Below are 23,235 nucleotides of genomic sequence, written 5' to 3'. Positions count from 1 at the left end.
CCCGAGCGTATCGGTTACTTCCTCGGTCAGGGGGTGACCACGGGTCGTGATGCCTTCTCCAGCAGACACGCGACGTTCTGGTAGGGCTTACCGGCAATCATCTCCAGCCCCATCTCACAGGTCCGGTTGTCGGAGACGAAAGCATCGAAATGACCGGTGAGCGCGCTGCGCTCTTCTCGGGTGGCAGATTCGAGCAGTTCGGGATGCAGTAGACCTCGGTCTCCGGCGGTCCCGCAACAGGTGGCCTTGTCCGGGACGACCACCTCATCGGCGACTTTCCCGACAAGCGCGACGAGATCATCGTTGATGCCCATGTGGGTGGTCGAACATGTTGGGTGGACGGCGACCCTCCCTGCGGAATCGGTGAACGTGAGCCCGTCGACTACTTCGTCCCGCAACCAGTCGACGACATCCAGTATCCGGATTCTGGCGAAGTTCTCCGCAAGCTCACCGTCGAGGACTCCGGGGACCTGTTCTAGGAGTCCGTGCGTGCAGCTCGCGGCGTCGATGACCACTGCCAGCGCTCCACCGTCAGTCCATCGCCACAGGTCGCTGGCGATGGTGCGGGCACGGTCCTCGAACCCCCTGGTGTATCCCTTGGATGACCAGGGGGTGCCACAGCAGTTGCCCTCGACGTTCCCAGGTATCCACACCGGTCGACCTGACCGGCGGCCGAGTTCGACGATGGCGTGCGGGAGTTCGAGCTGATCGGCCGGCGCACCGTGGGGACGGCCGAAGATCCGGTTGATGCAGGCGGGGAAGTAGACGGCGGTGGCACCCTCGCGGTGTGTTGTGGGCAGGGTACGGGGTGCTGGGTGCGGCAGCTTTCCCGGAATAGTGGGCAGAATGTCGGGTGAGATCACGGCTCTACCCGCGTTTGCCGCAGTTCGTAGAGGCCCGGTTCCTGCGGTACCCCCGAGGAGAGCGGCGGCCCTAACACCACCACGGGCCACCCTCTCGATGTGCCGGAAGTTCCGTGCGGCGCTGAGAGCGATGTGCTCGGCGGTACTATCGTGCTCCGCCGCACGGAACATCTTCATGACCTTGCCCGTGTCGATGCTGATCGGGCAGGCGATGGCGCAGGTTCCGTCGGCGGCGCACATTTCGACGGCGTCGTACTCGTATTCCTCCTGCAGCTTTGCGAGCACCGCACTGTCCGCGGCCTGCCGCGCCATTTCGCGACGCAGGACGATCCGCTGTCGGGGGGTAACCGTAACGTGACGGGAGGGGCAGATCGGTTCACAGAACCCGCATTCCACACAGGCGTTGATCTCGTCCTCGACTTTGGGGAAGGACTTGAAGCGTTGGAGGTGGATGTCCTGGTTGCGGGTCAGTTTCACGTTTGGGGCGAGAATGCCCCGGGGATCGATGAGCTCCTTTATCCGCCACATCAGGTTCCACGCACGCTCGCCCCACTCCCGGAGAAGGAAGGGCGCCATGTTCACACCGGTTCCGTGCTCGGCTTTGAGAGATCCCTGGTAGTTGTCGATAACCAGGCGCGCGAGATCATCCAAGAAATCCGCGTAGTGGGCGCGTTCGTCGTCATCATCGAGTCGGGGGAGCAGGAAGAAATGAAGATTACCGAAAGCTGCGTGGCCCATGACCATTTCCGGATACCCGTACCTGGAGAGAAGATCCAGAAGGTCAGCGGCCGCCTGTCCGACCTGTGCGGGCGGGAAGCAGACATCCTCGGTGATCAGTGCCGTGCCCTGCGGGCGGTCGGCACCGATGAGACCGAACAGTCCGTTACGGATCTTCCACGCCCCACGTTGGCCCGCCGAGGTACGGTCGAAGGTGAGTGGTGAGACGAGTTCAGCGTCAGCGAGGACATCCTCCGCAGTTGTGATGGCCTCGTTGAGTGCATCTTCGGAGGTCCCGCCCACTTCGAGCAGCAGTGCCGCCGTGTTGTCGTCGATGTCCGCCCACTCCCGGGGTGCTTCACGGAAGTTGTCGACGGATCGCTTCAGTACCGGTGCCACGAGCAGTTCACAGGCTAAGGCACCGGTCTCCATCAGTGGGGCGACATAGGAGGCGGCTTGTCGGAGATCAGGGAGCATCACCCATGCGACCGCCTTGTAGCGGGGCAACTGAATGGTGCGGATGACGGACTCGGTGATCGCTCCGAAGATCCCCTCGGATCCGACCATCAGGCGCATGAGGATGCGGACGGGAGTGTCCTCATCGAGGAAAGCGTCCAGACGTAGACCGTTAGTGTTCCGAATGGAGAACTTCCGACGGAGAAGCGCGACCAGGTCGGTGTCGCCCCGGATCTCATCACGCAGTGCCAGGATGCCGGCGACGAGCTCCGGATCGGAGGTTTCGAGTTTGGCCTCGGCATCGGGATCCGTCGTATCCACGATCGTTCCCGAGGGCAGGACGAAGGTGGCGTCCTCCAGCGTGTGATAGCTGTCTCTCTCGAGAGAACAACGCATACCACCGGCGTTGTCGGCGAGAACGCCCCCGATGGTGCACACCGAGGTGGAACCGGGGTCAGGGCCGATCATGTAGCCGTGGCGGGCGAGCACAGCCTGGGCATCGCCGAGGACCACACCCGGCCGCGACCAGATCCGCTTGCCACCATCTCTGATCTCCATGCCGGTGAAGTGAGTTTTCACGTCAACGAGGATGTCCTCGCTCATGGCCTGGCCGTTGAGTGAGGTGCCTGCGGAACGGAATGTGAGGTGCCGACCATTTCGCGCCGCGAAGCGCATGATGGCTGCTAGATCTCGCGCGTTCCTCGGTCGGACGACGACTTGCGGCACCGCCCGGTACGGGCTGGCGTCGGAGGCGTACCGCACCAGATCACTGACCCGTGTCGAGACGTTTTCTTTCCCGAGGAGCGTCTCAAGTCCTTTGCGGAGTGGGAGAGGGGTGCCGTTAACGCGCTCGGCGGGCACTGCATCCGGTTGCGGAACGGCACCAGCGGGGCGTCCGATACGGTGTGTATCCGGGGTCAGCAGCTTCTTCATGGGTGCAGTTTAACGCGCGTGAAATGACTCAAGATGACACATATCGCTGAATGCCTATGGTGGAAAAATTTAGGGTGACCTTGTTTTTCGCTGTCAGAGGTCGTCTACTTCGGAAAATCGTGATAATTCCTACACGTCATACGGGGGTATTTACATGGGGTAGGCAGAGTGGGATTCGGTTCACCGCTCCGCGGGGTCTCCGCTACGGTAAACCCGGAGTCACCGCAGCCCCGCTCAACCCAGGCGGTCGAACAGTGACAACCGGACCAGTCACCACCCCTGACAACCGGACCAGGTACCGTGCCGTGTGTGCATCGTGGCGTCGACATGCGTCCCGCACCATCGGCCGGACACAGCACCGCACAGTCAGTGGAAGGAAGCCCGTGTCCCTGCTCGACAGTCACAGCGCCCCGCACTCGCCCCAGGCATCGCATACCGAAGAGCGCTCCGCGACACTTGCCGTTCTCGCGTTCCCGGCGGTCGTCATCCTTTGCGCACTCATCGCCTATTTGACCCCGGGCGCATTCATCCCGATGAAACCCTGGATCACCCCGGGTCTCATGGTCATTATGTTCTGCATGGGGCTCACACTCACGCTGCCTGACATCGGGATGGTGGTGAAACGCCCGTGGCCGATCTTCCTCGGTGTAGTGGCCCAGTACATCGTGATGCCGTTGTCGGCCGTTCTCGTGGCGAAGCTGCTCAACCTTGGCCCAGAAATAGCCATTGGCCTGCTCATGCTCGGATCGGTCCCCGGTGGCACCGCCTCGAACGTCATCGCCTATCTCGCGAAGGGCGACGTCGCGCTATCCGTGGCGATGACCAGTGTGTCCACACTCCTTTCACCGATCGTCACGCCGATGCTCATGCTCTACCTCGCTGATGCCCAGGCGAACGTTGACGCAGCGGGAATGACCTGGTCGCTGGTCAAGACCGTACTCATCCCGGTCGGCCTCGGTCTCGCCCTACGGATGTTCTTCGGTCGTCTCGTCAATGCGATCCTGCCCGTGCTGCCCTGGTTGTCCATCGGAACAATCGGACTCGTCATCATGGTTGTTGTCGCGCTGTCCGCCGCGAAACTTGCCGTCGTCGGATTCGTCGTTCTCCTCGGCGTGATGATCCAGAATCTCATCGGCTACATCATTGGCTACTACGCGCCGAAGCTCATGGGGCAGAAGACCGCGGCCTGCCGGACCACAGCCATCGAGGTGTCGACGCAGAACTCCGGTCTCGCCTCTGCCTTGTCGACGCAATTCTTCACGCCTGAAGCGGCGCTTCCTGGAGCAATAGCCGCGATCTGGGCGAATGTGTCCGGAGCGATCTACGCTGCCATCGTCAGGCGCCGCCCGTTGCGGGACTGAGCATCCGCCGATAGGCGTGGGGAGCAGGGCTACCGGGACGATCGGAGCCGGGTCACGACCCGCGCGAGACAGTCAGCAGTGGTACGGAGTTCCCCGGCCGTCGTTGTGTGCCCGAGACTGAACCGGAGTGCTGTGCCGGCGCGGGCGTCGTCGATGCCGATGGCCCGCAGAACATGGGAAGGTTCGAAGGAATCTGCGGAACACGCCGGCCCGGACGAACACACGACCCCACACTGTTCCAGATCGATGAGCATGGTTTCCCCGGTGACACCATCAATGGTGAAGGAGGCTATCGACGGTAATCTGTTGCTCGGATCTCCGGTGAGCCTGGCACCGGGAACAATGTGCAGAACCCGCGAGATGAACCCGTCCCGAAGGGTGGTGAGTCGCTCGGCGTAATCGGGGCGCGCAACTTCTACGGCGGCGAGTGCGCTAGCCAGGGCGACGGCTCCGGCGACGTTCTCGGTGCCGGAGCGCAGACCTCGCTGCTGCTTCCCGCCATGGATGAGTGGTTCCAGCGGCACTGTGGAACGGAGCCACAGCAGCCCGATACCTTTCGGAGCCCCGATCTTGTGGCCGGACAGTGACAACGCATCGACACCGAGACCGTGCCCCCGCCCGGAGGGGGTAATCCTGATGTCGATCTGTCCCGCAGCCTGAACAGCATCGGTGTGCAGCGGTACCCCGTGGCGTGCGCACACCTCACCCAGGCTGGGTAGATCCTGCACGGTGCCTACCTCATTGTTCGCCGCCTGCACGGAGACCACTGCGGTGTCAGGACGGATGAGACGGTCTAGTTGCCGGGGATCCACGCGCCCGTGAGAATCACAGTCGAGGTAGTCGACGGACACACCGTGCAGTCGGCGCAGGTAGTCGGCGCTCTCGAGAATCGCACTGTGTTCGATCCGGGTGGTGATGATATGACCGCGGCCTCCGGATCGAGCTGCGGCCAGCGCGATACCCTTGATCGCCAGGTTATCCGATTCCGTGCCACCGGACGTGAAGATCAGCTCGTCGGGTCGGACCCCGAGTATGCCCGCGATGACCGTGCGAGCGGCGGTGAGTGCACTGCGCGCGGCAGCCCCGGGCTCATGGTGGCTCGCTGGATTACCGAATTCGGTGGTCAGATAGGGCCACATCGCTTCCAGCGCAGATCTGCGCACGGGTGTTGTCGCCGCATAGTCGAGGTAGATGATGCGGGTTATGTCACTGTCGTTCATCGGGGCACACCGTAATGTCGAGTCCGAGATCGATCGCTCGGGCACTGTGTGTGAGAGAGCCGACGGAAATGAGGTCCACCCCCGTCGCAGCGACCTCCCGGACAGTCGTCAGGTCGATGCCCCCCGACGCTTCCACGAGCGCTGCACCTCCGATGGCGGCGACACCTGCGCGGAGCTGGTAGAGCGTGAAATTATCCAGCATGATGGTGTCCACCCCGGCGGCGAGGACCGCAGGGATCTGATCGAGCCGATCTACCTCCACCTCGATGTGGGTGGTGTGGGGTAGTCGTTCTCTCATCTGGCGCAAGGTCTCTGTCACAGACAGCCCACCTGCAGTGAGGACCGTGAGGTGATTGTCCTTGACCATGACGGCGTCCGAGAGTGTGGCCCGATGATTGTGTCCGCCACCGTCCCGGACCGCTTTCTTCTCCAGCACCCGGAGTCCAGGTGTGGTTTTACGTGTGTCGACGATCCGGGCGCCGGTACCGTCCACGGCAGTTACGTACCGGTCGGTGAGCGTGGCGATCCCCGACATACGCTGTACGAAGTTCAGACCGACCCGCTCCGCTCGGAGAACAGATCTGGCGGTCCCTGAGACCTTGGCGAGGATGTCACCGGAACGGAATCCGGTACCGTCGGTGACCCGGAGAACGACGCAGGTGGCGGGATCGACGCGCTGGAACGTTGCCGCGAAGACAGGACCCCCTGAGAACACGCCGTCCTCGCGGGCTGTGAGGGTCGCGGTGGCGCGGGCGTCAGACGGGATCAGGGTCTCGGAGGTGATGTCGCCCCACGGTGCGTCCTCGCTGAGGGCGTTGTCGATGATCCCGTTGATCTGGACAGCGGTAGGGTACACGGTCAGTTCCCCTTTCCAGTGTTTGATCCGGCCATCGGGCGAGGGGCAACAGAGAGCATTCGTTCCAGGGCGACGGCCGCGCTCTCCGCGATCGCCGCGTCGACGGTGATCCGGTTCACCGTTTCGCCGTCGACAAGGGATTCCAGGACCCACGCCAGGTATCCGGGGTGGATCCGGTACATGGTTGAGCAGGGGCAGATCACCGGATCCAGACAGAAGATGGTGTGTTCGGGATGCTCGGCGGCGAGCCTCTGAACCAGGTTGATCTCGGTCCCGATCGCGAACACCGAACCGGGCGGTGCCGCGTTGATCGCCTTGACGATGAAATCGGTGGAGCCTGCGGAATCCGCAGCATCGACGACCTCCATCGGGCATTCCGGGTGGACGATGATGTTGGCGTCCGGGTACTCGACGCGGGCACGGTCGATCTGTTCGACGGTGAATCGCCGGTGGACCGAACAGTACCCGTGCCAGAGGAGGATACGGGCGTCTATAAGCTGATCTCGGGTGTTTCCACCGAACGGACGGTTGGGGTTCCACAGCGGCATCTGCGCCAGCGAGATTCCCCGGGCGCGGCCAGTGTTGCGGCCGAGGTGCTGGTCGGGGAAGAACAGGACACGCTGGCCCCGCTCGAATGCCCATTCCAACACCGCGCCAGCGTTTGAGGAGGTACAGACGATTCCGCCATGCTCACCAACGAACGCCTTCAGCGCAGCAGAGGAGTTCATGTAGGTGACGGGGACGACCGGGGCGCGACCATCCGGGGCGGTGGTCGAACCGTAGATCTCGTGCAGTTGCGCCCAACAGTCGATGACCGCACCGAGTTCGGCCATGTCCGCCATCGAGCAGCCGGCTGCGAGGTTCGGGAGGATGACCTTCTGGTGGGACCCCGAGACGATGTCAGCAGTCTCGGCCATGAAGTGGACCCCACAGAACACAATCGATTCCGCGTCGGGTCGGGTCCGTGCCGCGTTCGCGAGTTGAAAGGAATCGCCGACGAAATCCGCGTGCTGAACGATCTCATCACGTTGGTAGAAATGTCCGAGGACGACGACTTTCTCGCCGAGTGTCTTCTTCGCGGACCGGATGCGTTCGTGGAGTTCTGTCTCCGATGTGCGCCGGTACTCGGGAGGCAGGGTGCCCTGTCTGGGAGCGTCGTCGACTATCGGGTCTGACATGGATGCACCGGGTCCATATCCTGGGATGGCGTCGAATGCCCAGGGATCTTCGGTGAGTGAGCTACTGCAGGAAGATCCGGGACGAGCACCGGCAGCGATCAGCCGCAGTGCCCGATCTACGGAGGCCTCTGGACGTGAATGTGTGGTCGGAGGGGGAGTCGGCATTGTCTACTGTTCCTCGGGTTGCATATGGGTACTTGGTGGTTAGGCTTCGTACGAGGGGTGGGCTGGACCCGGAGCACGATAGCTGTAGAGCTTGGGCGGTCGATGAGGGGTGCCTGTGACTACCTGCCCGGTGTCGATGAGATCGGGGGATGAGGTCATCGAACGACGGAAGTTTGCGGGATCCAGGGGATGCCCGAGAATTGCCTCGTGAACGTGTCGTAGTTCGGTGAGCGTGAAAGTCTCGCCAAGGAAAGACCGTGCGATGGCTGAATACTCGACCTTGGTTCGTAGTCGATCTAGGGCGTAATCGACGATTGCCCGGTGGTCGAATGCGAGATTCGGCAGGTCTCCGGCGGGAAACCAGCGGACGTTTTCCCGTTCCCCGGCGTGCTGTGCCTCGTCGGTGCGGAGAAGTGCCCAGTAGATGACGGAGACGACCCTGCCGGTGGGAGAGCGGTCCACATCGCCGAAGGTGTAGAGCTGCTCGAGATAACTGGGTCGTAGGCCGGTGGTCTCCGCCAGTGTGCGCGACGCGGCGTCCTCCAACCCCTCGTCGACGGGTAGCCAGCCTCCCGGCAAAGCCCATTGGCCGAGGTGCGGGTCGCGGGTCCGTCTGACGAAAGGCGTCCACAGGGACGGTGTGGCCTCGGGTTCCGGACGAAGGGCGAAAATCACGGTGGATACGGCAAGGCGGGTATCGGGTTGGTGCACCGTTTCTCCTTTCATCATCCTTTTGGTCTCTGTGACCTTAAGGGTATCCATGAGCTTACAGTCATCCCGACCTAAAGGCCATTCGATAATTGGCTCTCGCCGTAAACGTGGTGAAGCCGTTCATGCAAAACTTGACAACACTCATGCCGGGATCAGACGGAGGAAGTTGGATGAACCATGAAGACGTTTGAAGCATGTTTAGGTGTTGCCAGAGGTAAACAGGCGGGCGTGCTGAACGCATGCCTTGGTCTATATAACCCTGGGATATTTATTTATTCGAGGGTTGAGTCGAACGGTGGTCTGAATGGCGGGGGGGGGGGGGGGAGTCGTCCATTCCGGTGCAGGGGTGAGGCCGGGTCCGTGGAAGTGATGGCGCTGCGCGAGTCTTAAATGACATAATGTACATTATCGGACATCTTATAGGGGTGGTGGAATATGCTGACGAGGGTGTTTGCAGTTTGGATTTCCGGTGGGATGGCTGAGTATAGGTGTTGATGCCCCATCTCTGGATGGCGTCCACGGGTGGGATCCTTCTTTGGGAGATTCGCCCCTGTCGGCCTAATGGTTATCGACGGGATGTGAGACCGTCGTCATTGGGTAGACTGGTTAGGTTTTGAGAAGCGGTGTGGAGCCGAATAAATATTCGAGTAACCGGTGATGATGTCCTGTGAGTGCTGAAAGATATCTAGATGATTGTTTGTTGTTCCGGGCGGCTGCTTGCTTGGCGGGGCCATGTGAGGGCTGTGCTCCGTCCTCTGCCTGGCTGCTATTTAGGTTGCCGTTTAATTAACTTCTTATTTAGGATGACCTCATGTATACATCGCTTGAAATTTGTGCCGGTGCCGGTGGACAAGCTCTGGGACTTGAATGGGCCGGATTTCGGCATGTGGCCGCCGTCGAGAACGATCACTATGCGTGCGATACACTTCGGGCAAACCGGGATAATGAGGACATTCCGCCCCAAGAACGCTGGAATGTCCTGGAAAAAGACGTCCATGATATAGACGGCCGTCAATTTGAGGGCATTGACCTGCTTGCCGGAGGCGTGCCATGCCCCCCCTTCAGTGTCGCCGGTCGGCAGCTTGGCGGTGAAGATGATCGAGACCTTTTCCCGAAGGCGATGGAGCTTGTCCGCGATACACGGCCGAAAGCGGTGCTTCTGGAAAATGTGCGGGGTCTTGGACAACCTCGGTTCCAACAGTATCGGGAATCGATACTTCATAAACTGGAGTTTGAGTTGGGCTACAAGGTAATGTGGCAGATGATTACCTCTGCTCATTTTGGTGTTGCGCAGCTTCGTCCCCGTTTTGTCCTGATCGGAGTTCGTGCGGAATACTGGGATTATCTTTCCTGGCCTACCCCGATACATGGAAATGCCGTAACGGTCGGTGAAGCACTCTATGAGCTTATGGGTGCCAATGGGTGGCCGGGGGTTGACAGGTGGTCTGTGAAGGCCAATTCTATTGGTCCTACGTTGGTAGGTGGCTCAAAAAAGCACGGGGGGCCGGACCTTGGGCCGACGCGAGCCCGACAAACTTGGGCAAAGCTCGGAGTTCGAGGAACGTCCATAGCTGAAGAAGCTCCGGGGCCGGACTTCCCCATCGATGAATCTCCTCGACTGACGGTTCAGATGGGGGCGGTACTTCAAGGTTTTCCCGAGAACTGGCGTTTTATCGGGGGCAAGACCGCCGCTTGGCGTCAGGTTGGAAATGCTTTTCCCCCGCCTGTTGCACGTGCTCTGGGTGAAAGCATCAGAAATGCTCTTGATAAGAAACATGTTGACAAGCAGGCTATGGTCTCGGCCCAGGATGGAGAAGATTGTGTCCTTGATATCTGATGCCCGACGGCGACTGCATGCTGCGTTAATTAAGAGTGGAACTCTGTCCGTTACTCGAAAAACTGTTGACGGAGAAACTCGCTTAGTTGCCAGTTTTTCAGATAAAAGTCAGAGAAGTTCCCGTGAGATCGGGCTTCATGTTGCGAGAGCTATTGGTGCCCTCGATCCTGTTGAGGCACTTTCGGGGCAGACTAGCGGAAAGAACTTCGAGGCATCTGTCAGTGATTTTGTGAGAGAGGTTCTTGGCTACCTTAAACCAATTCGCCCGGGAAGCTGGGAAGTTCAGTGTTTGGGCAGTGCTCGCGGGGCCTATCATCTCGCGCATTTTGAACCATACACCCATCTGGATGAGTTGGCGTCTGCTATTCGTCATGATCGAACTCTAGAAACTGTTCTTGGAAACTCTTATTCCATTTCCCCTGACATCCTGGTGATCAGAAAACCTGAGCCGGATTCCGTTATTAACAGAGAGTTTTGTGTCGTTGATGATATGTATGGTGTGCATTCCGTAATTAGGGCTGATGGGAAGAATTCGACAGCCCACGGAATTGTTCATGCTCTAATAAGCTGCAAGTTTTCGATGCGTTCTGACCGGGCACAGAATGCCCGTTCGGAAGCATTAAACGTCATAAGAAATCGCAAGGGACGTACCCCTCACATAGCGGTTGTTACCGCGGAGCCAACTCCCTCTCGTCTCGCATCGCTGGCATTGGGGACAGGTGACATTGACATGATGTATCACATCGCCCTGCCGGAACTTCAAAATGCGGTTGCGCAAACCGGTAATGATGAGGCGCTGACAATGCTGAATATTCTGGTGGACGGTCAGCGACTACGTGATATCTCGGATTTGCCGCTTGATCTTGCCGTCTGATGTATGCGGTTAGATATTCTATTTTCATTTGGGGTATCGGGATATCTGTTTCCGGGTAACGAGACGGATCCCGGCTCTAATGGTGGCTTCGTCGTGCCCCGTGGCTGGGTGTACTGGCACTCATCGACAATCTGGGGGGGGGGGGGGCTATCTCGGCCGGAATGATCTCATCTTCTTTGTTGACCGGGTGTCTTGTCCTTTGGGGTTGAGTGCCTGAGCTTCGCTCCCACGTACCTGACTTCGGGTGTTGTGAGCACTTCGAAGCTGGAATCCCGTCAGGACGAGAAGAACGACGCCGATTCCCGCGATCAACCACATCTGCGAGTACGTGGTGTAACCCAGAAAACCGATCAGGATGATGATGCGGAACCAGAGCATCGGGATCATGCGGTGTGCCATGTGGCTTTTCCTTACTTCTCGAAAACGAGGCGAATGTTGATCTCGCCTTCTTCGGCGATGGTTGCCGCGACGAATTCGGGTGTGTGTATGTTGTAGTCAGTCCGATTCACAGTGAGGATCCCGGCGATGATGACTCTTTCGCCTGTACGGAGGATGTCAAGGGTCGGGACCACGTCTCGGGAGGTTCCGTGCAACGTCAGAACCCCCGGTACTTCGGCGCTGACGACGGTGCCGTCATCGGGAAGTTCAGTCAGGTTCAATGGGCCTTTCACCCGGAATGTCGCCGTCGGGAACTCGTCGGTGTGGAGAATACTCCTGCGGACATTGATGTCGCGTTTCTCGATATCGGTTTTGATGGAGGTTGTATCGGCGACAACTTCACCGTCGGTCAGTTCTCCGTTCGACACATCGAGGAATCCGGTGACCTGGTATGTGGTACCCGATGTGGTCTTCCGTTCGCCAGGTAGAACCTCATTGAATGTGAAGCCGACGCCTGTTGTGTTCGCTCCGGATCCCGGTACGAGATTCCAGTGGCCGTCAACACCGGTCGATGCTGGTATGGCGTTCTCTGCATTGATCCCACCGGTGCGGATACCCGGATTGGTGATGAGTTTGTACACCAGGGGGCCGACGCTCGCCAGGGATATGACGATGATGGCGATGACGGTCAGAGCCACAAACGGCTTCTTCAGGGTTTCCATGGGTTCTCTTCCGGTTTGCGGAGTTAGCGGAGGTTTTCGGCGCGACGTGCGAGGGTGATCAATTCGGTGCAGAGATCTCTGATCTCTTCAGGGGGTGATCCTTCGTCTGCGGCGGTGGCAATATCCTCTGCCGCGCAGCGGAGTTCAAAGAGTAGGTCGGTGAGCTGTTCCACCTTCTCCGGGCCCATGATCACTGCGTCCGGAGGAATCGAGGTACCGGAGAACCGGGTTCGCTGCTCGTATGCGCGTTGCCGACATGAATGACTGCAGTACTTTCGCGGTCGTCCGCGACCCTGTTTCGGCACGGGACCCTGGCACCACTGGCATGTCGCCTGGCGCCTGACGATCGCTTCCTCTCTCACTCCCCCAACTCTAGGGCTTTGGTACCTCCCCCATCAACAATCACCCCGGTGTCGGGTTTCCGTTCCCTACGGCGCCGTCTACTTCCATTCAGGATCGGCGTAGTGGTCGGGAGCCCTGTCCAGGGTCTATAGTGGGGTGGATATACAACTCTGCTATCAGCGGCACTTCAACTCCTGTCCAGAGTACGGGGCTGGTGGATCCGTTGATTCCGTCGAACACATCGTTACTGGTGTGGTGGATGGGGTGAACCAGGCACTCTTAAGATGGGTGTGGTACGTCTGATCAGGGCTGTCAAACCAGTATTTCGCACAGTAAAGGACTGATACCTCTATGGCAGATCGTGTTCTCCGCGGTAGCCGCATGGGCGCCGTGAGCTACGAGACCGACCGTGACCACGACCTCGCGCCGCGCCAACTGGTGAAATACCGTACCGACGACGGAGACGTTTTTGAGGTTCCCTTCGCCCATGACGCGGAAATTCCGGGTACCTGGATGTGTAAGAACGGACAGATGGGTACCCTGATGGAGGGGGAGGGTGTTGAAGCCAAACCCACTAAGCCGCCGCGTACCCACTGGGACATGCTTCGTGAGCGTAGGAGTATTGAGGAACTCGATCAGTTGCTTGAAGAGCGCATCGAGTTGCTGCGGAAGCGTCGCCGGAACGCTGCCCGTCTGCTCAAGCAGCAGCAGGAGGAAGCGAAGAAGAACGGGTCCTAGATTTCCCGTCGACGACACTGGAATGGACTGCCGGGGCGATCACTGTTGATCGGGCTCCGGTGGGTCCTTTTTCGCCTCATGCGGACCGGAAAACCGGAATCGTGCAGCGGTCGTCCCGTCTCCCATCCGTGGCTTCGTCACCGGTGGGAGCCGGAATGCTCCTGCCCTTCTGTGAAGGCGTCAGGGATATGCCCCGGACACGTTTTCGCCTTTCGTTTCGTTTTCGGTGGACCGCCGGACCTGTTCGTGATGTGGTGCCACTCCCCTGGCGGGAGACCATGGCTCGGGCGGGTCGTTCTACTCATCACGCGGGATACTGGGGACACATCAGGAGGCGTCAGACGAGTTCTGGGAGGTCCGCCGATGTACAGAAGTTGTGGTCTCCTCCGGCGCATTGGCTGTCAAAGGGGCCTCTGATCCGGGAACACTGGAGGACCCTCGGCCCGGCCCGGATAACCCTCCGGAGGAAGCTAGCTGCGGTGGCGCTTCCGGCGACGGAACTCGATCTCTTTCTTTACCTCGTCGATCACTGCGGAGAGCTGTTCCCGCCGGTGTTCGACACCCCACGCGGTTACCTGAGCGAGGGAATCCTTGACGAAACTGCCGTCGAGTTTGGACTCGCCAATCTCCCGTTCGGTGAAGGTGATCGGTACTTCGCGGACGTCGAAGCCTTCACGAACCGCCCGCCATGCCAAGTCGACCTGGAAGATGTATCCGGCCGCGGAGAGTCCGTCCAAGTCGAGAGACTCGAGCAGCTCCCGGCGGTAGGCACGGTATCCGGCGGTCATATCGCTGAGTCCGGCTCCAAGAGCCAGGGAAATGTAGATGTTACCGCCCTTGGACAGTAACCAGCGCTGCTTGGGCCAGTTGACCACCTTTCCACCGTCTATGTAACGGGAGCCGATGACAAGTTCTGCGCCATCATCGATCTGATCGAGTAGAAGATGTAGTTGTTCGGGAGAATGAGATCCGTCAGCGTCCATCTCGCACAAGACGCGGTAACCGCGTTCGAGACCCCACCGGAAGCCCTCGACATAGGCGCCGCAGAGCCCTCCTTTACCATCCCTGTGTAGAACGTGGATCTGTTCGTCGGATGAGGATATCTCGTCAGCGAGCTCACCTGTACCGTCAGGGCTGGCATCATCGACAACGAGAATGTCCACCTCCGGGGTCGCTGATCTGACCCTGCCGGTGATCAGGGGAAGATTGTCCCGCTCGTTGTAGGTCGGGATGATGACCAGTGTTGCGGCGCTCGGCTTCGGCATGGGTGAGTCATACTCCTCGGTGTGGCTGGCGCCTGCGTCGGGAACAGTCCGGACCGGTAGACCGACCGGCGATGAGCGCGACTAACAGACATATCCATCCAATTGTACCCAGTGCGACTTCAATCAGGGAACCATACCGTGAGGCGATGGTTAGCCGGTCGCGCAGGGGGAGGGTTTCGGTGAGGGTCGCGGGAGTGAAGATCTTCGTGCTTGCTCTGACTTGACCATCGGGTCCGATGATTGCGGAAACCCCGGAGGTTGCGGCGACCACGACAGCGCGGTCGAGCTCCAGCGCCCGCATGCGGGACATCGCCAACTGCTGGTACGTCATGTCGGAAAAACCGAACGTGGCGTTATTGGTGGGGGTCGTCAGTATCCGGGCTCCGGCGTTGACCGCCCCTCGCCCCGCAGCGTCGAAGGCGACCTCGTAGCACGTCTCCACCCCCACCCCGATCATGTCCGTGGTACCGGGCACCCTGATGTGAACGACCCCGTCACCGTCCCCTGGTTTGTAGTCGCCAGCTCTGTCCACGTAGGGAGAGAGTGGACGGAGTAGCTCACGGAACGGCATCCACTCACCGAATGGTTGCAGGTACTTCTTGTGGTGCCACTCCCCGGGGCCGGTGATTGGATCGAATACGACTACGGTGTTGCGGTCGCCTACCTCATCACGAGTCAATGTACCGACCAGTACAGGAGCCTCGGCGGACCGTACGGCTTCGTCGATGAGTTCCCTGGCACGTTGGTCGGCGAAAGGATTGACGTCCGCAGAGTTTTCGGGCCAAACTACCAGATCAACGGGCTGGTCGAGGCTTTCCGTCACCCGGGCGTGATTCGTCAGCACCGCGCGGCGTTGCGCGTTGAAATCGAGACCGAGCCGCGGGACGTTGCCTTGCACGGCGGAAACGGTGAGCTCCCCCGTGTCCGCGCGATCACCGGGACTTGTGGCCCAGGATCCGACTGTGATCATACTTGGTACGGCGATGAGCAGAAGCCCGGTCACTTGTTTACTGTGCAGCATGAATGATGCGATTCCGGCGGCGACGAGGACAACAGCGAAGGTGATCACCACGGGGCCACCGAGTGGTGCGAGGAAGCGTAGTGGACCATCGATCTGTCCCCAGGCGAGACGGACCCACGGGAACCCGCCGAACGGCCAGGAACTGCGTAGCCATTCGACTGCCACGGCGATGAAGGCGTAGAACACCACACCCCATCTGTGTCTTGCCGCCGCAGTGACACCGAGCCCCAAGAAGATCGCGTAGAGCGCCTCAGTCACCGCGAGTGCGGCATACGGAAATGTGCCCACCAGTTCCCCGATCCACGGGAGGAGCAGAAGATAGAGAACTAGGCTTTGGACGAACGCAAGGAGCGCTCCCGTGTGTAACCGTGGCGATGACGTGAACCGGCCCCACTTCCATGGCGCGAGAGCGATGTAGAGCAATGCCATACCGGGTATTGCCGCAAGCCACCAGCCCAGCGGTTCGTAGGAGGTGTAGACCAGAATCCCGCTACTCAGGGCTAGGAGCAGGCGTAGGAAAAAGCTCATGTGACAGGGCGTCAGTCCTTTGGGCGGCTGTCGCCGTCGCCTCGGTGTTCGCCGAGGAAATCATCAGGGGTGATCTCGTTGCTCCAACGCTGGATCTCCTGATCATCCGGTGCGTGTGTGGTGGGGGAATCTCCCGTCGAATCATGTTCCACGACGAAGGTTCCATAGCTTGTCTGTTGACGGTACCTGTTGGCGGCCTGAAATCCACGGACCCCGAGATCCTCGATCCTGCGCCGCATCTGTCGAGCGAGGACACCTCGGACGACGGACCTCGTTGGGGGGATGATCAACAACAGTCCGACGAGGGTGGTGATGAAGCCGGGCATCGCGACACCGAGAGCACCCGCTGCGACGAGGCCATAATCCCCGGCCCCGCGACCGGCATCGACACGCCCCTGGGCGAGCTTCACCGCGATGCGGCGCATCTCATTGGCTGCGAGCAGCAGCCCACCGAAGAAGAAGGTGATCAGCAGGAGCAGCGCCCAGCCGACTCCGATCCATCTGGACACTAGCCAGAAAGCGAGGGATTCGATCAGGATGTACGGGATGGCAATCAGAAGAGGCACCTGACCGAGTGTACCGGTTGCCCCTCGTACGAGAGCTAACGGCGGCCCGGCCACGGCTCGGGGATATCAAATCGGCATTCACGGAGGAGACAGACCGTAGTATCAGCACATCGGTGGACTTACCTGAAATATCGGTGCGTCTGCTTCTGGTTGACCAACAGAGCCGCCAGGTGTGAGGTTATTCGAAGAACGGGGTCAATCGCCGTTTCGTGCTTCCAGTTCTCCCTCCGTTTCAAGGTAGGTTTCCCGCAGCAGCTCCATGGCTTCCTCGGAGGGTTCCTCCCACAGCCCGCGGTCGGCGGCCTCGATGAGACGCTCGGAGATGTCCCGGAGTGCCCAGGGATTCGACTGGCGGAAGAACTCACGATTGACCTCGTCGCGGACATAGGTGTCGGTGAGGGTTTCGTACATCCAGTCGTCCATCAGGTTGGTCGTGGCGTCGTAGCCGAAGAGGTAGTCCACGGTCGCCGACATCTCGAAGGCCCCCTTGTAGCCGTGCTTCCGCATGGCCTCGATCCAGCGCGGGTTGATCACGCGGGCGCGGAACACGCGGCGTGACTCTTCGTGGAGGGTGCGGGTGCGAACGGTCTCCTGGCGGCGGGAGTCTCCGATGTAGGCCTCGGGATCGTTTCCGGTGAGTGCCCGGACGGTCGCGATCATTCCTCCGTGGTACTGGAAGTAGTCGTCGGAGTCGGCGATGTCGTGCTCTGCGGAGTCGACGTTCTTTGCCGCGACCTGGATCCGCCGGTAGGCGGTGCGCATGTCCTCGGCGGCCTCGACGCCCTCGATACCGCGCCCGTAGGCGTAGCCGCCCCAGGAGGTGTAGACCTCGGCGAGATCGGCGTCGTCGCGCCAGGCACCGGACTCGATGAGCTGCAGCAGACCGGCGCCGTAGGTCCCGGGCTTGGACCCAAAGATCCGGTGGGTGTGTTCGTCGAGGGTGCCGTCGGCACGTGCGTGGGCCCGGATGTAGTTGCTCTCGTCCGGCTCGTCGAGGTTCTTGACCATCTGCACCGCGTCGTCCAGTAACGCGAGGACATGCGGGAACGCGTCGCGGAAGAAACCGGAGATCCGGACGGTGGTGTCGATGCGCGGGCGCCCCAGTTCCTCGAGATCGATGACCTCGAGGTCGGTAACTCGGCGCGATGCCTCGTCCCAGACCGGACGGACCCCGAGGAGGGCGAAGACCTCGGCGATGTCATCGCCGGACGTGCGCATCGCGGATGTCCCCCACACCGACAGTCCGACGGACGTCGGATAGACGCCATCATGGTCGTCGCGGTAGCGGTCGATCAGCGAGTCGGCGAGCAACTGTCCGGTCTCCCAGGCGAGGCGGCTGGGCAGTGACTTTGGGTCGACGGAGTAGAAGTTTCGGCCGGTCGGCAGGACGTTGATCAGGCCACGCATCGGGGAACCCGAGGGACCGGCGTCGATGAAGCCGCCATCGAGGGCGTGCAGGATCTGGGTGATTTCGCGCGGGGTTTGGGCGAGTCGGGGGACGATCTCGGTGCACGCGAAGCGCATGATCGCGGCCACCGTGTCCCGGTCCGCGGTGTCGGGCATGGGAGTCCCGTCGAGTACGGAGTCGACCTGCTCGACGTCCCAGCCGAGTTCGTCGAGGCGGCTGAGGATCCCGTGCGCGACCTCCTCGACCGTGTCCACCCGGGTCCGGGTCTCGTCGCCGGCCTCGGAGAGACCTAGTGCTTCCCGCAGGCCCGGGACACTGCGCTCCCCGCCCCAGAGCTGGCGTGCACGCAGCATCGCGAGGACGAGTTCGATACGCATCTCGCCGGAGATGTCCCCACCGAGGATATGCAGGCCACCGCGGATGGCGACGTCCTTGATTTCGCAGAGCCAGCCGTCGATGTGCATGAGCATGTCATCGAAGACCTCCTCGTCCGGGCGCTGTTCCCAGCCGAGGTCCTGATCCATCTTTGCGGCGGTGAGCAGGGTCCAGATCTCCTGCCGGATGGCTGGCAGCTTCGCCGGGTCCATCGCCGAGATGTTCTGGTGCTCGTCGAGCAGTTGTTCGAGCCGCGTGATGTCGCCGTAGGACTCCGCGCGGGCCATTGGCGGGATCATGTGGTCGATGAGGGTGGCGTGGGCCCGGCGTTTCGCCTGGCTCCCCTCTCCCGGGTCGTTCACGAGGAACGGGTAGATCAGCGGCATGTCGCTGATCGCCTGGTCGGTGTAGCAGTCCGCGGACATGCCGACGGTCTTTCCGGGCAGCCACTCCATATTGCCGTGCTTGCCCATGTGCACGATGGCGTCCGCGCCGAAGACGTGACGGAGCCAGTGGTATGTCCCGAGGTAGTGGTGGTTCGCCGGCAGGTCCGGGTCGTGGTAAATGCCGACCGGGTTGTCACCGAAGCCACGGGGCGGCTGCACCATGACGACGACGTTGCCGAAGACGAGCCCCGCGACGTAGAGCTCACCGGTGGCGGGGTTGACATAGTGCGTGCCGGGGGCCTCACCCCAGTGTTCGGTCATTTCCTCTCGCATACTTTCCGGCAGGGTGGCGAAGTAGTCGAGGTAGTCCCGCTTCGATAGTTTCAGGGGATTATTGGCCAGCACCTCCTCGGTGAGCCACTCGGGGTCGTGGCCACCGGCGGCGATGATGGCGTGCATGAAGGTGTCGCCGTCGAGATCGTCGTAACCGGGAATCTCGGAGGTGTCTCCGAGATCATATCCGGCCTCTGACATCGCCCGCAGTACCTTGAGGGTGGACACCGGGGTATCGAGGCCGACCGCGTTGCCGATCCGGGCGTGCTTCGTCGGGTACGCCGACAGCATGATGACGATTTTCTTCTCCGCGTTGTCGAGATGCCGCAGCCGGGCGAAGCGGCAGGCGATCCCGGCGAGCCGGGCGCAGCGCTCGTGGTCGGGGACGTAGGAGATCAGGCCGTCCGCGTCGTACTCCTTGAAGGAGAATGGCACGGCGATGATCCGGCCGTCGAACTCCGGTACCGCGACCTGGGTGGCGACGTCCAGCGGTGACAGTCCGTCATCGGACTCTTCCCACCTGGAGCGTGGGTTGGTCAGCGCGAGCCCCTGGATGATGGGCACATCGAGTGCGGCGAGAGCCGCCACATCCCAGGCCTCGTCCTGCTCCCCCGCCTGTGCGGTCGCGGGTTTCGTGCCACCGGCCGCGAGCACCGTGGTGATGAGCACGTCCATGTCCGCCAGCTCGGTGAGCAGGTCATCCGGTGCGGTTCGGAGGGAGGCGGAGTAGATCGGCACCGCGCGCACGCCGAGGTTCTCGATCGCGTCGGCCAGACCGTGGATGTAGTCCACGTTGCCGGCGAGATGCTGCGCCCGGTAGTAGAGGATCGCCACTCGCGGCGCGTCGCTCGGTCCGGAGAACTCCGGGCGGTCCAGATGACCCCAGAACGGCATCCGGACCGGCTCGTCGAAGCCGAGTCCCGTGAGCAGCACCGTGTCGGAGAGGAAGTTGTGCAACTGGTGCAGATTGTCCGCGCCACCCTCCGCCAGGTACGTGTGCGCCTGGGTGACCACACCGGCGGGCACGGTGGACAACTCAGTGAGTTCTGCATCGACAGCGAGCTCGCCGGACACGACAATCGCCGGAACACCGCTGCGCAGGATGTGGTCCAGTCCGTCCTCCCATGCCTGCTTGCCACCGAGCAATCGCACGATCACCAGGTCGGCGCCGGAGAGATGCTCGTCGAGCATCTCGGTGGATAGACCGTTCGGGTTGGCGAAGCGGTACTCCACCTCCGGATGGTCATTCGCGGACTTCGCGGACAACAGATCGGTGTCGGAGGTGGAGAGAAGCAGAATCACGGTGGAGGGGTCCTTGCCTGCGGTGCCTGTGGGGCATCGCGTTCGGGGGTACGTAAATGGGTCTTTGCTCTGGTCAGCCTACCGCAGTGCCGCTGTCAACCAGGCGATGTTCCTGGGCAGGCGGAGGTAATACGGGAGGAAGTGATTCAACGCCCCGTGCCCGGGGATTCGCGGCATCATCGATTCTCGGTACACGACTTCTCCCCCGGATGCCGCCCACTTACGTCCGACATCCCTAACTTGACCGACCGGAATGACGTCGTCATTCGCGGAACCCCACAGCAGCACGGGGCACGAGGGAACTCCGCCTCCCAACATCTGGCGCCGTAACGCACTTCTCACCGACGGCAGAATTTCGGCCAGCTCAGCGAGGGATCGACCGGATGACGTCCAGCGTCGGGTGGACGACCACGCGGAAGTGATGATGCTTCCCCCCGCGCAGGTGGCGGTGTTCGCGCGGATCTGTGCCCGACCGTGTTTGTTGAATAGTGGCCACAATGTCCGCCGGAGATCCTCCGAACTCACCATCAGCCCTGCGACCGCGTATGCGAGGGCGCCGGTGATCAGACCGCCGTCGACGTGACGCAGGACCGCACAGAGATCCGACGGAGGAGCTCCGATGACTGCCGCGCGCGGAACGACATCGGGTGCGTATCCCGGATTCTCGACGAGCCAGCCCACAGTGCCACCTCCCTGCGAAAACCCCCAGAGCCCGAGCGGCGCACGCGGCGACACCCCGAGAGCGACTGCGGCCCGCACCGCATCGGCGAGGGCATGGCCACCGGCGATGTTGTCGCCATAGTACTGGACACCCGTGGCCTCATCCCGGGGATAGTCGATGAACACAACGTGAAAACCGGACGCCACTAGCGCGAGCAGAACGGGAAGTTCGTAAGCGATGATGCAGTCAAATGGGGGACGGAGGAACAGGTTGAGGCCAACCGTACAGCTTGCGGAGGGGTCACAGTGCCGTGCGACCCCCTGGGTGGATGGGGCGAAGGCGATCAGGGGGCGTGGTCCGGTGTGCCTCGAGGCCATCCTCCGGGACCGGAGTAGGACACCCGTCGCGGGGATCACTCTCCCGGATGAGTTCCTGGTGGTGTAGCAGAACGCGGTTGCGACCGCAGGATTCAAACCTCCACCCGCCCCCAGGACATCCACCGGCTCGGATGATAGTACCGTTCCGGGTTCCATGTCAGTCACCGAGCATTGCGGACGCTTCCGCTCCGGGTATCGGATGACCGTTCGATCGCTGCTCAACCAGCGCAGGATCTGACTCCGTGCCACGTCCATTGTCACCGGGATCACCGTGCGCAGCAGCACAGATGCGACCGTGTGGAGGTGGGGGGATCGGATATGGCTGAACATGACACCACTTTAACGACGCTCCGGGAGTCCGGTGGACATCATCCCCTACTCAACGAGGGGCGTCCCAGAAACGGATCGGGTTTAGCCGAGACCTAGACTGAGAGTATGACCGTGGATTCCAGCGAGCCGGATAAGGCCGGACACACCGTGGAGAACTCCCGTCGTCTGGGAGACCGGGACAGATCCGATGCCTGTCCCGGCGCGATACACATGCACCGTGCAGCCGATGGTCGGATAGGGCGGATCCGGATCCCCGGTGGCTACGTGTCCCCCGGAGTGTGGGAGACCCTGGCCGGATTCGCGGAAGACTACGGTGACCGGAAGATTCGTCTGACCACCCGCGGAAATCTCCAGATTAGAGGAATCACCGAGGAACATACCGCTGAATTCGCGGCTGCGGTTGACGCAGCGGGCCTGCTTCCGAGTATCGCCCACGACAGGGTCCGTAACGTCATCGCCGCGCCTCTCTCGCCGGACTTAATTCCCCTCGTCCGGGAATTGGATCGTATGCTTCTCGCAGACCCGAATACCGCGGGACTGTCTGGTCGGATCCTCTTCGGTATCGATGATGGAAACGGAATTATCCTCGCCCGGAGGCCGGATATCGGGATATTTCCCGGACCGGACCATCATCACCTGATCCTCGGTGGGAAACTCACCGGTGCGGCCACCGACCCGGGTGATTCCGTCCGGGCTCTCGTACGCGCGGCCGTGATGTGGAATGAACGCCGCGGTATTGCGTGGCGTATCGACGAGGTACCCGGCGCGGCGGCCGCCATCGCCACTGATCTCATTAGTTCGGGGCTCGCGTGCCCAGTGATGGTTCCCCCTGTGCCGACAGAGATCCCGGAACCGCCTATCGGCTGGTTTGATCGTCCTGACGGAACGGTCAGTCTCGCAGCGGGGATCAAGTTCGGGGAACTCGACGCGCATCTCGCGCGGATGATCGCAACCATCGGAAGGCCCACCCAGGTGACCTGTTGGCGTTCGGTCATCATCGACGGACTCAACGAGGCTTCCGCAGAGGTGGTGGTCAAGGTCCTCGCCCCGATGGGTCTGATCTTCGATGCCTCATCCCCCTGGCTCGACGTCTCCGCGTGCACAGGATCGAGTGGATGTGACAAGGCGGCATCTGACACTCGTGCCGACGCTGAGAATGCGGTCCGTGAACAGCGGATTCCCGGGAACGCGGAGGGGCTCGTCCACTTTTCGGGTTGCGAACGCCGCTGCGGACATCCCGTACAGGGACAGTACATGGACTACCTTGCAGTCGGGGACGGTGAATATAAGGTCGGGCACCAGGATACGGGGAGCTGAATCCCGGACAGTAGG

At 61.3% G+C, this 23,235-nt stretch carries 18 protein-coding genes; 5 read left to right on the top strand and 13 right to left on the bottom strand.

Annotated elements, in window-relative coordinates:
- Nucleotides 1-26: 26 nt before the first annotated feature.
- Nucleotides 27-2,969 (bottom strand): FAD-binding and (Fe-S)-binding domain-containing protein, encoded by a 2,943-nt coding sequence (locus QWU44_RS03105; protein ID WP_370914224.1) that lies wholly within the window; start codon nucleotides 2,967-2,969, stop codon nucleotides 27-29.
- Nucleotides 2,970-3,352: 383 nt separating this feature from the next.
- Here QWU44_RS03105 and QWU44_RS03100 point away from each other — a divergent pair, with 383 nt between their 5' ends.
- On the top strand, nucleotides 3,353-4,330 hold the full coding sequence (locus tag QWU44_RS03100) for a bile acid:sodium symporter family protein (protein WP_370914223.1): 978 nt from the start codon (nucleotides 3,353-3,355) through the stop codon (nucleotides 4,328-4,330).
- Between the two features lie 29 nt (nucleotides 4,331-4,359).
- On the opposite strand, the gene QWU44_RS03095 is transcribed toward QWU44_RS03100, so the two are convergent.
- From QWU44_RS03095 to QWU44_RS03080, 4 genes are read right to left on the bottom strand one after another with little or no spacing between them, the layout of a single operon-like run.
- Complete coding sequence (locus QWU44_RS03095) at nucleotides 4,360-5,550, bottom strand: cysteine desulfurase family protein (protein WP_370914222.1); 1,191 nt, start codon at nucleotides 5,548-5,550, stop codon at nucleotides 4,360-4,362.
- Entirely contained in the window at nucleotides 5,537-6,406 is an 870-nt protein-coding gene (nadC, locus tag QWU44_RS03090) for a carboxylating nicotinate-nucleotide diphosphorylase (protein ID WP_370914221.1), read from the bottom strand. The genes QWU44_RS03095 and nadC overlap by 14 nt, the downstream gene beginning before the upstream one ends.
- Nucleotides 6,407-6,408: 2 nt before the next feature.
- Nucleotides 6,409-7,749 (bottom strand): quinolinate synthase NadA, encoded by a 1,341-nt coding sequence (gene nadA / locus QWU44_RS03085; protein ID WP_370914220.1) that lies wholly within the window; start codon nucleotides 7,747-7,749, stop codon nucleotides 6,409-6,411.
- A gap of 39 nt (nucleotides 7,750-7,788) precedes the next feature.
- Nucleotides 7,789-8,460 (bottom strand): NUDIX domain-containing protein, encoded by a 672-nt coding sequence (locus QWU44_RS03080; protein ID WP_370914219.1) that lies wholly within the window; start codon nucleotides 8,458-8,460, stop codon nucleotides 7,789-7,791.
- Between the two features lie 811 nt (nucleotides 8,461-9,271).
- Here QWU44_RS03080 and QWU44_RS03075 point away from each other — a divergent pair.
- Nucleotides 9,272-10,297, top strand: a complete 1,026-nt coding sequence (locus QWU44_RS03075) for a DNA cytosine methyltransferase (RefSeq protein WP_370914218.1) — start codon at nucleotides 9,272-9,274, stop codon at nucleotides 10,295-10,297.
- Entirely contained in the window at nucleotides 10,281-11,171 is an 891-nt protein-coding gene (locus QWU44_RS03070; RefSeq protein ID WP_370914217.1) for an NgoMIV family type II restriction endonuclease, read from the top strand. Before QWU44_RS03075 ends, QWU44_RS03070 begins: the two co-directional genes overlap by 17 nt.
- Before the next feature lie 147 nt (nucleotides 11,172-11,318).
- Here the strand turns inward: QWU44_RS03070 and QWU44_RS03065 are convergent, their stop codons facing one another.
- From QWU44_RS03065 to QWU44_RS03055, 3 genes are read right to left on the bottom strand one after another with little or no spacing between them, the layout of a single operon-like run.
- Nucleotides 11,319-11,570, bottom strand: a complete 252-nt coding sequence (locus tag QWU44_RS03065) for a hypothetical protein (protein WP_370914216.1) — start codon at nucleotides 11,568-11,570, stop codon at nucleotides 11,319-11,321.
- Nucleotides 11,571-11,581: 11 nt separating this feature from the next.
- Nucleotides 11,582-12,271: a YceI family protein gene (locus tag QWU44_RS03060; RefSeq protein WP_370914215.1), complete on the bottom strand. Its 690-nt coding sequence runs from the start codon at nucleotides 12,269-12,271 to the stop codon at nucleotides 11,582-11,584.
- Between the two features lie 23 nt (nucleotides 12,272-12,294).
- A complete protein-coding gene (locus tag QWU44_RS03055) occupies nucleotides 12,295-12,576 on the bottom strand; it encodes a hypothetical protein (RefSeq protein WP_370914214.1) in 282 nt (93 codons plus the stop codon).
- Between the two features lie 388 nt (nucleotides 12,577-12,964).
- Here QWU44_RS03055 and QWU44_RS03050 point away from each other — a divergent pair, with 388 nt between their 5' ends.
- On the top strand, nucleotides 12,965-13,351 hold the full coding sequence (locus QWU44_RS03050; protein ID WP_370914213.1) for an RNA polymerase-binding protein RbpA: 387 nt from the start codon (nucleotides 12,965-12,967) through the stop codon (nucleotides 13,349-13,351).
- Between the two features lie 470 nt (nucleotides 13,352-13,821).
- Here the strand turns inward: QWU44_RS03050 and QWU44_RS03045 are convergent, their stop codons facing one another.
- The 5 genes from QWU44_RS03045 to QWU44_RS03025 form a co-directional block, all read right to left on the bottom strand.
- Entirely contained in the window at nucleotides 13,822-14,616 is a 795-nt protein-coding gene (locus QWU44_RS03045) for a polyprenol monophosphomannose synthase (protein ID WP_370914212.1), read from the bottom strand.
- 7 nt (nucleotides 14,617-14,623) lie between these two features.
- A complete protein-coding gene (gene lnt, locus QWU44_RS03040; RefSeq protein ID WP_370914211.1) occupies nucleotides 14,624-16,165 on the bottom strand; it encodes an apolipoprotein N-acyltransferase in 1,542 nt (513 codons plus the stop codon).
- Nucleotides 16,166-16,176: 11 nt separating this feature from the next.
- Nucleotides 16,177-16,731, bottom strand: a complete 555-nt coding sequence (locus QWU44_RS03035) for an FxsA family protein (RefSeq protein ID WP_370914210.1) — start codon at nucleotides 16,729-16,731, stop codon at nucleotides 16,177-16,179.
- Nucleotides 16,732-16,926: 195 nt separating this feature from the next.
- Complete coding sequence (gene cobN / locus QWU44_RS03030; RefSeq protein ID WP_370914209.1) at nucleotides 16,927-20,535, bottom strand: cobaltochelatase subunit CobN; 3,609 nt, start codon at nucleotides 20,533-20,535, stop codon at nucleotides 16,927-16,929.
- A 78-nt stretch (nucleotides 20,536-20,613) separates the two neighbouring features.
- Nucleotides 20,614-21,903 (bottom strand): lipase family protein, encoded by a 1,290-nt coding sequence (locus QWU44_RS03025; protein WP_370914208.1) that lies wholly within the window; start codon nucleotides 21,901-21,903, stop codon nucleotides 20,614-20,616.
- Between the two features lie 105 nt (nucleotides 21,904-22,008).
- Here QWU44_RS03025 and QWU44_RS03020 point away from each other — a divergent pair, with 105 nt between their 5' ends.
- Nucleotides 22,009-23,220, top strand: a complete 1,212-nt coding sequence (locus QWU44_RS03020) for a precorrin-3B synthase (protein ID WP_370914207.1) — start codon at nucleotides 22,009-22,011, stop codon at nucleotides 23,218-23,220.
- The last annotated feature ends 15 nt before the right edge of the window (nucleotides 23,221-23,235 follow it).

The organism is Corynebacterium sp. CCM 9203, from assembly GCF_041357675.1.
In the GTDB taxonomy this organism is placed as follows: Bacteria; Actinomycetota; Actinomycetes; order Mycobacteriales; family Mycobacteriaceae; genus Corynebacterium.
Note: the sequence above shows the minus strand (reverse complement) of the source record. Positions and strands in the feature narration are given on the sequence as shown.

Bases quoted from the DNA above. Each gene is read 5' to 3' on its own strand.
- QWU44_RS03050 (WP_370914213.1), top strand. From the start codon at position 12,965: ATGGCAGATCGTGTTCTCCGCGGTAGCCGCATGGGCGCCGTGAGCTAC.
- QWU44_RS03095 (WP_370914222.1), bottom strand. From the start codon at position 5,550: ATGAACGACAGTGACATAACCCGCATCATCTACCTCGACTATGCGGCG.
- QWU44_RS03065 (WP_370914216.1), bottom strand. From the start codon at position 11,570: ATGGCACACCGCATGATCCCGATGCTCTGGTTCCGCATCATCATCCTG.
- QWU44_RS03025 (WP_370914208.1), bottom strand. From the start codon at position 21,903: ATGTTCAGCCATATCCGATCCCCCCACCTCCACACGGTCGCATCTGTG.
- QWU44_RS03075 (WP_370914218.1), top strand. From the start codon at position 9,272: ATGTATACATCGCTTGAAATTTGTGCCGGTGCCGGTGGACAAGCTCTG.
- QWU44_RS03105 (WP_370914224.1), bottom strand. From the start codon at position 2,969: ATGAAGAAGCTGCTGACCCCGGATACACACCGTATCGGACGCCCCGCT.
- QWU44_RS03060 (WP_370914215.1), bottom strand. From the start codon at position 12,271: ATGGAAACCCTGAAGAAGCCGTTTGTGGCTCTGACCGTCATCGCCATC.
- nadA (WP_370914220.1), bottom strand. From the start codon at position 7,749: ATGCCGACTCCCCCTCCGACCACACATTCACGTCCAGAGGCCTCCGTA.
- QWU44_RS03045 (WP_370914212.1), bottom strand. From the start codon at position 14,616: ATGCCGAAGCCGAGCGCCGCAACACTGGTCATCATCCCGACCTACAAC.
- lnt (WP_370914211.1), bottom strand. From the start codon at position 16,165: ATGAGCTTTTTCCTACGCCTGCTCCTAGCCCTGAGTAGCGGGATTCTG.
- QWU44_RS03020 (WP_370914207.1), top strand. From the start codon at position 22,009: ATGACCGTGGATTCCAGCGAGCCGGATAAGGCCGGACACACCGTGGAG.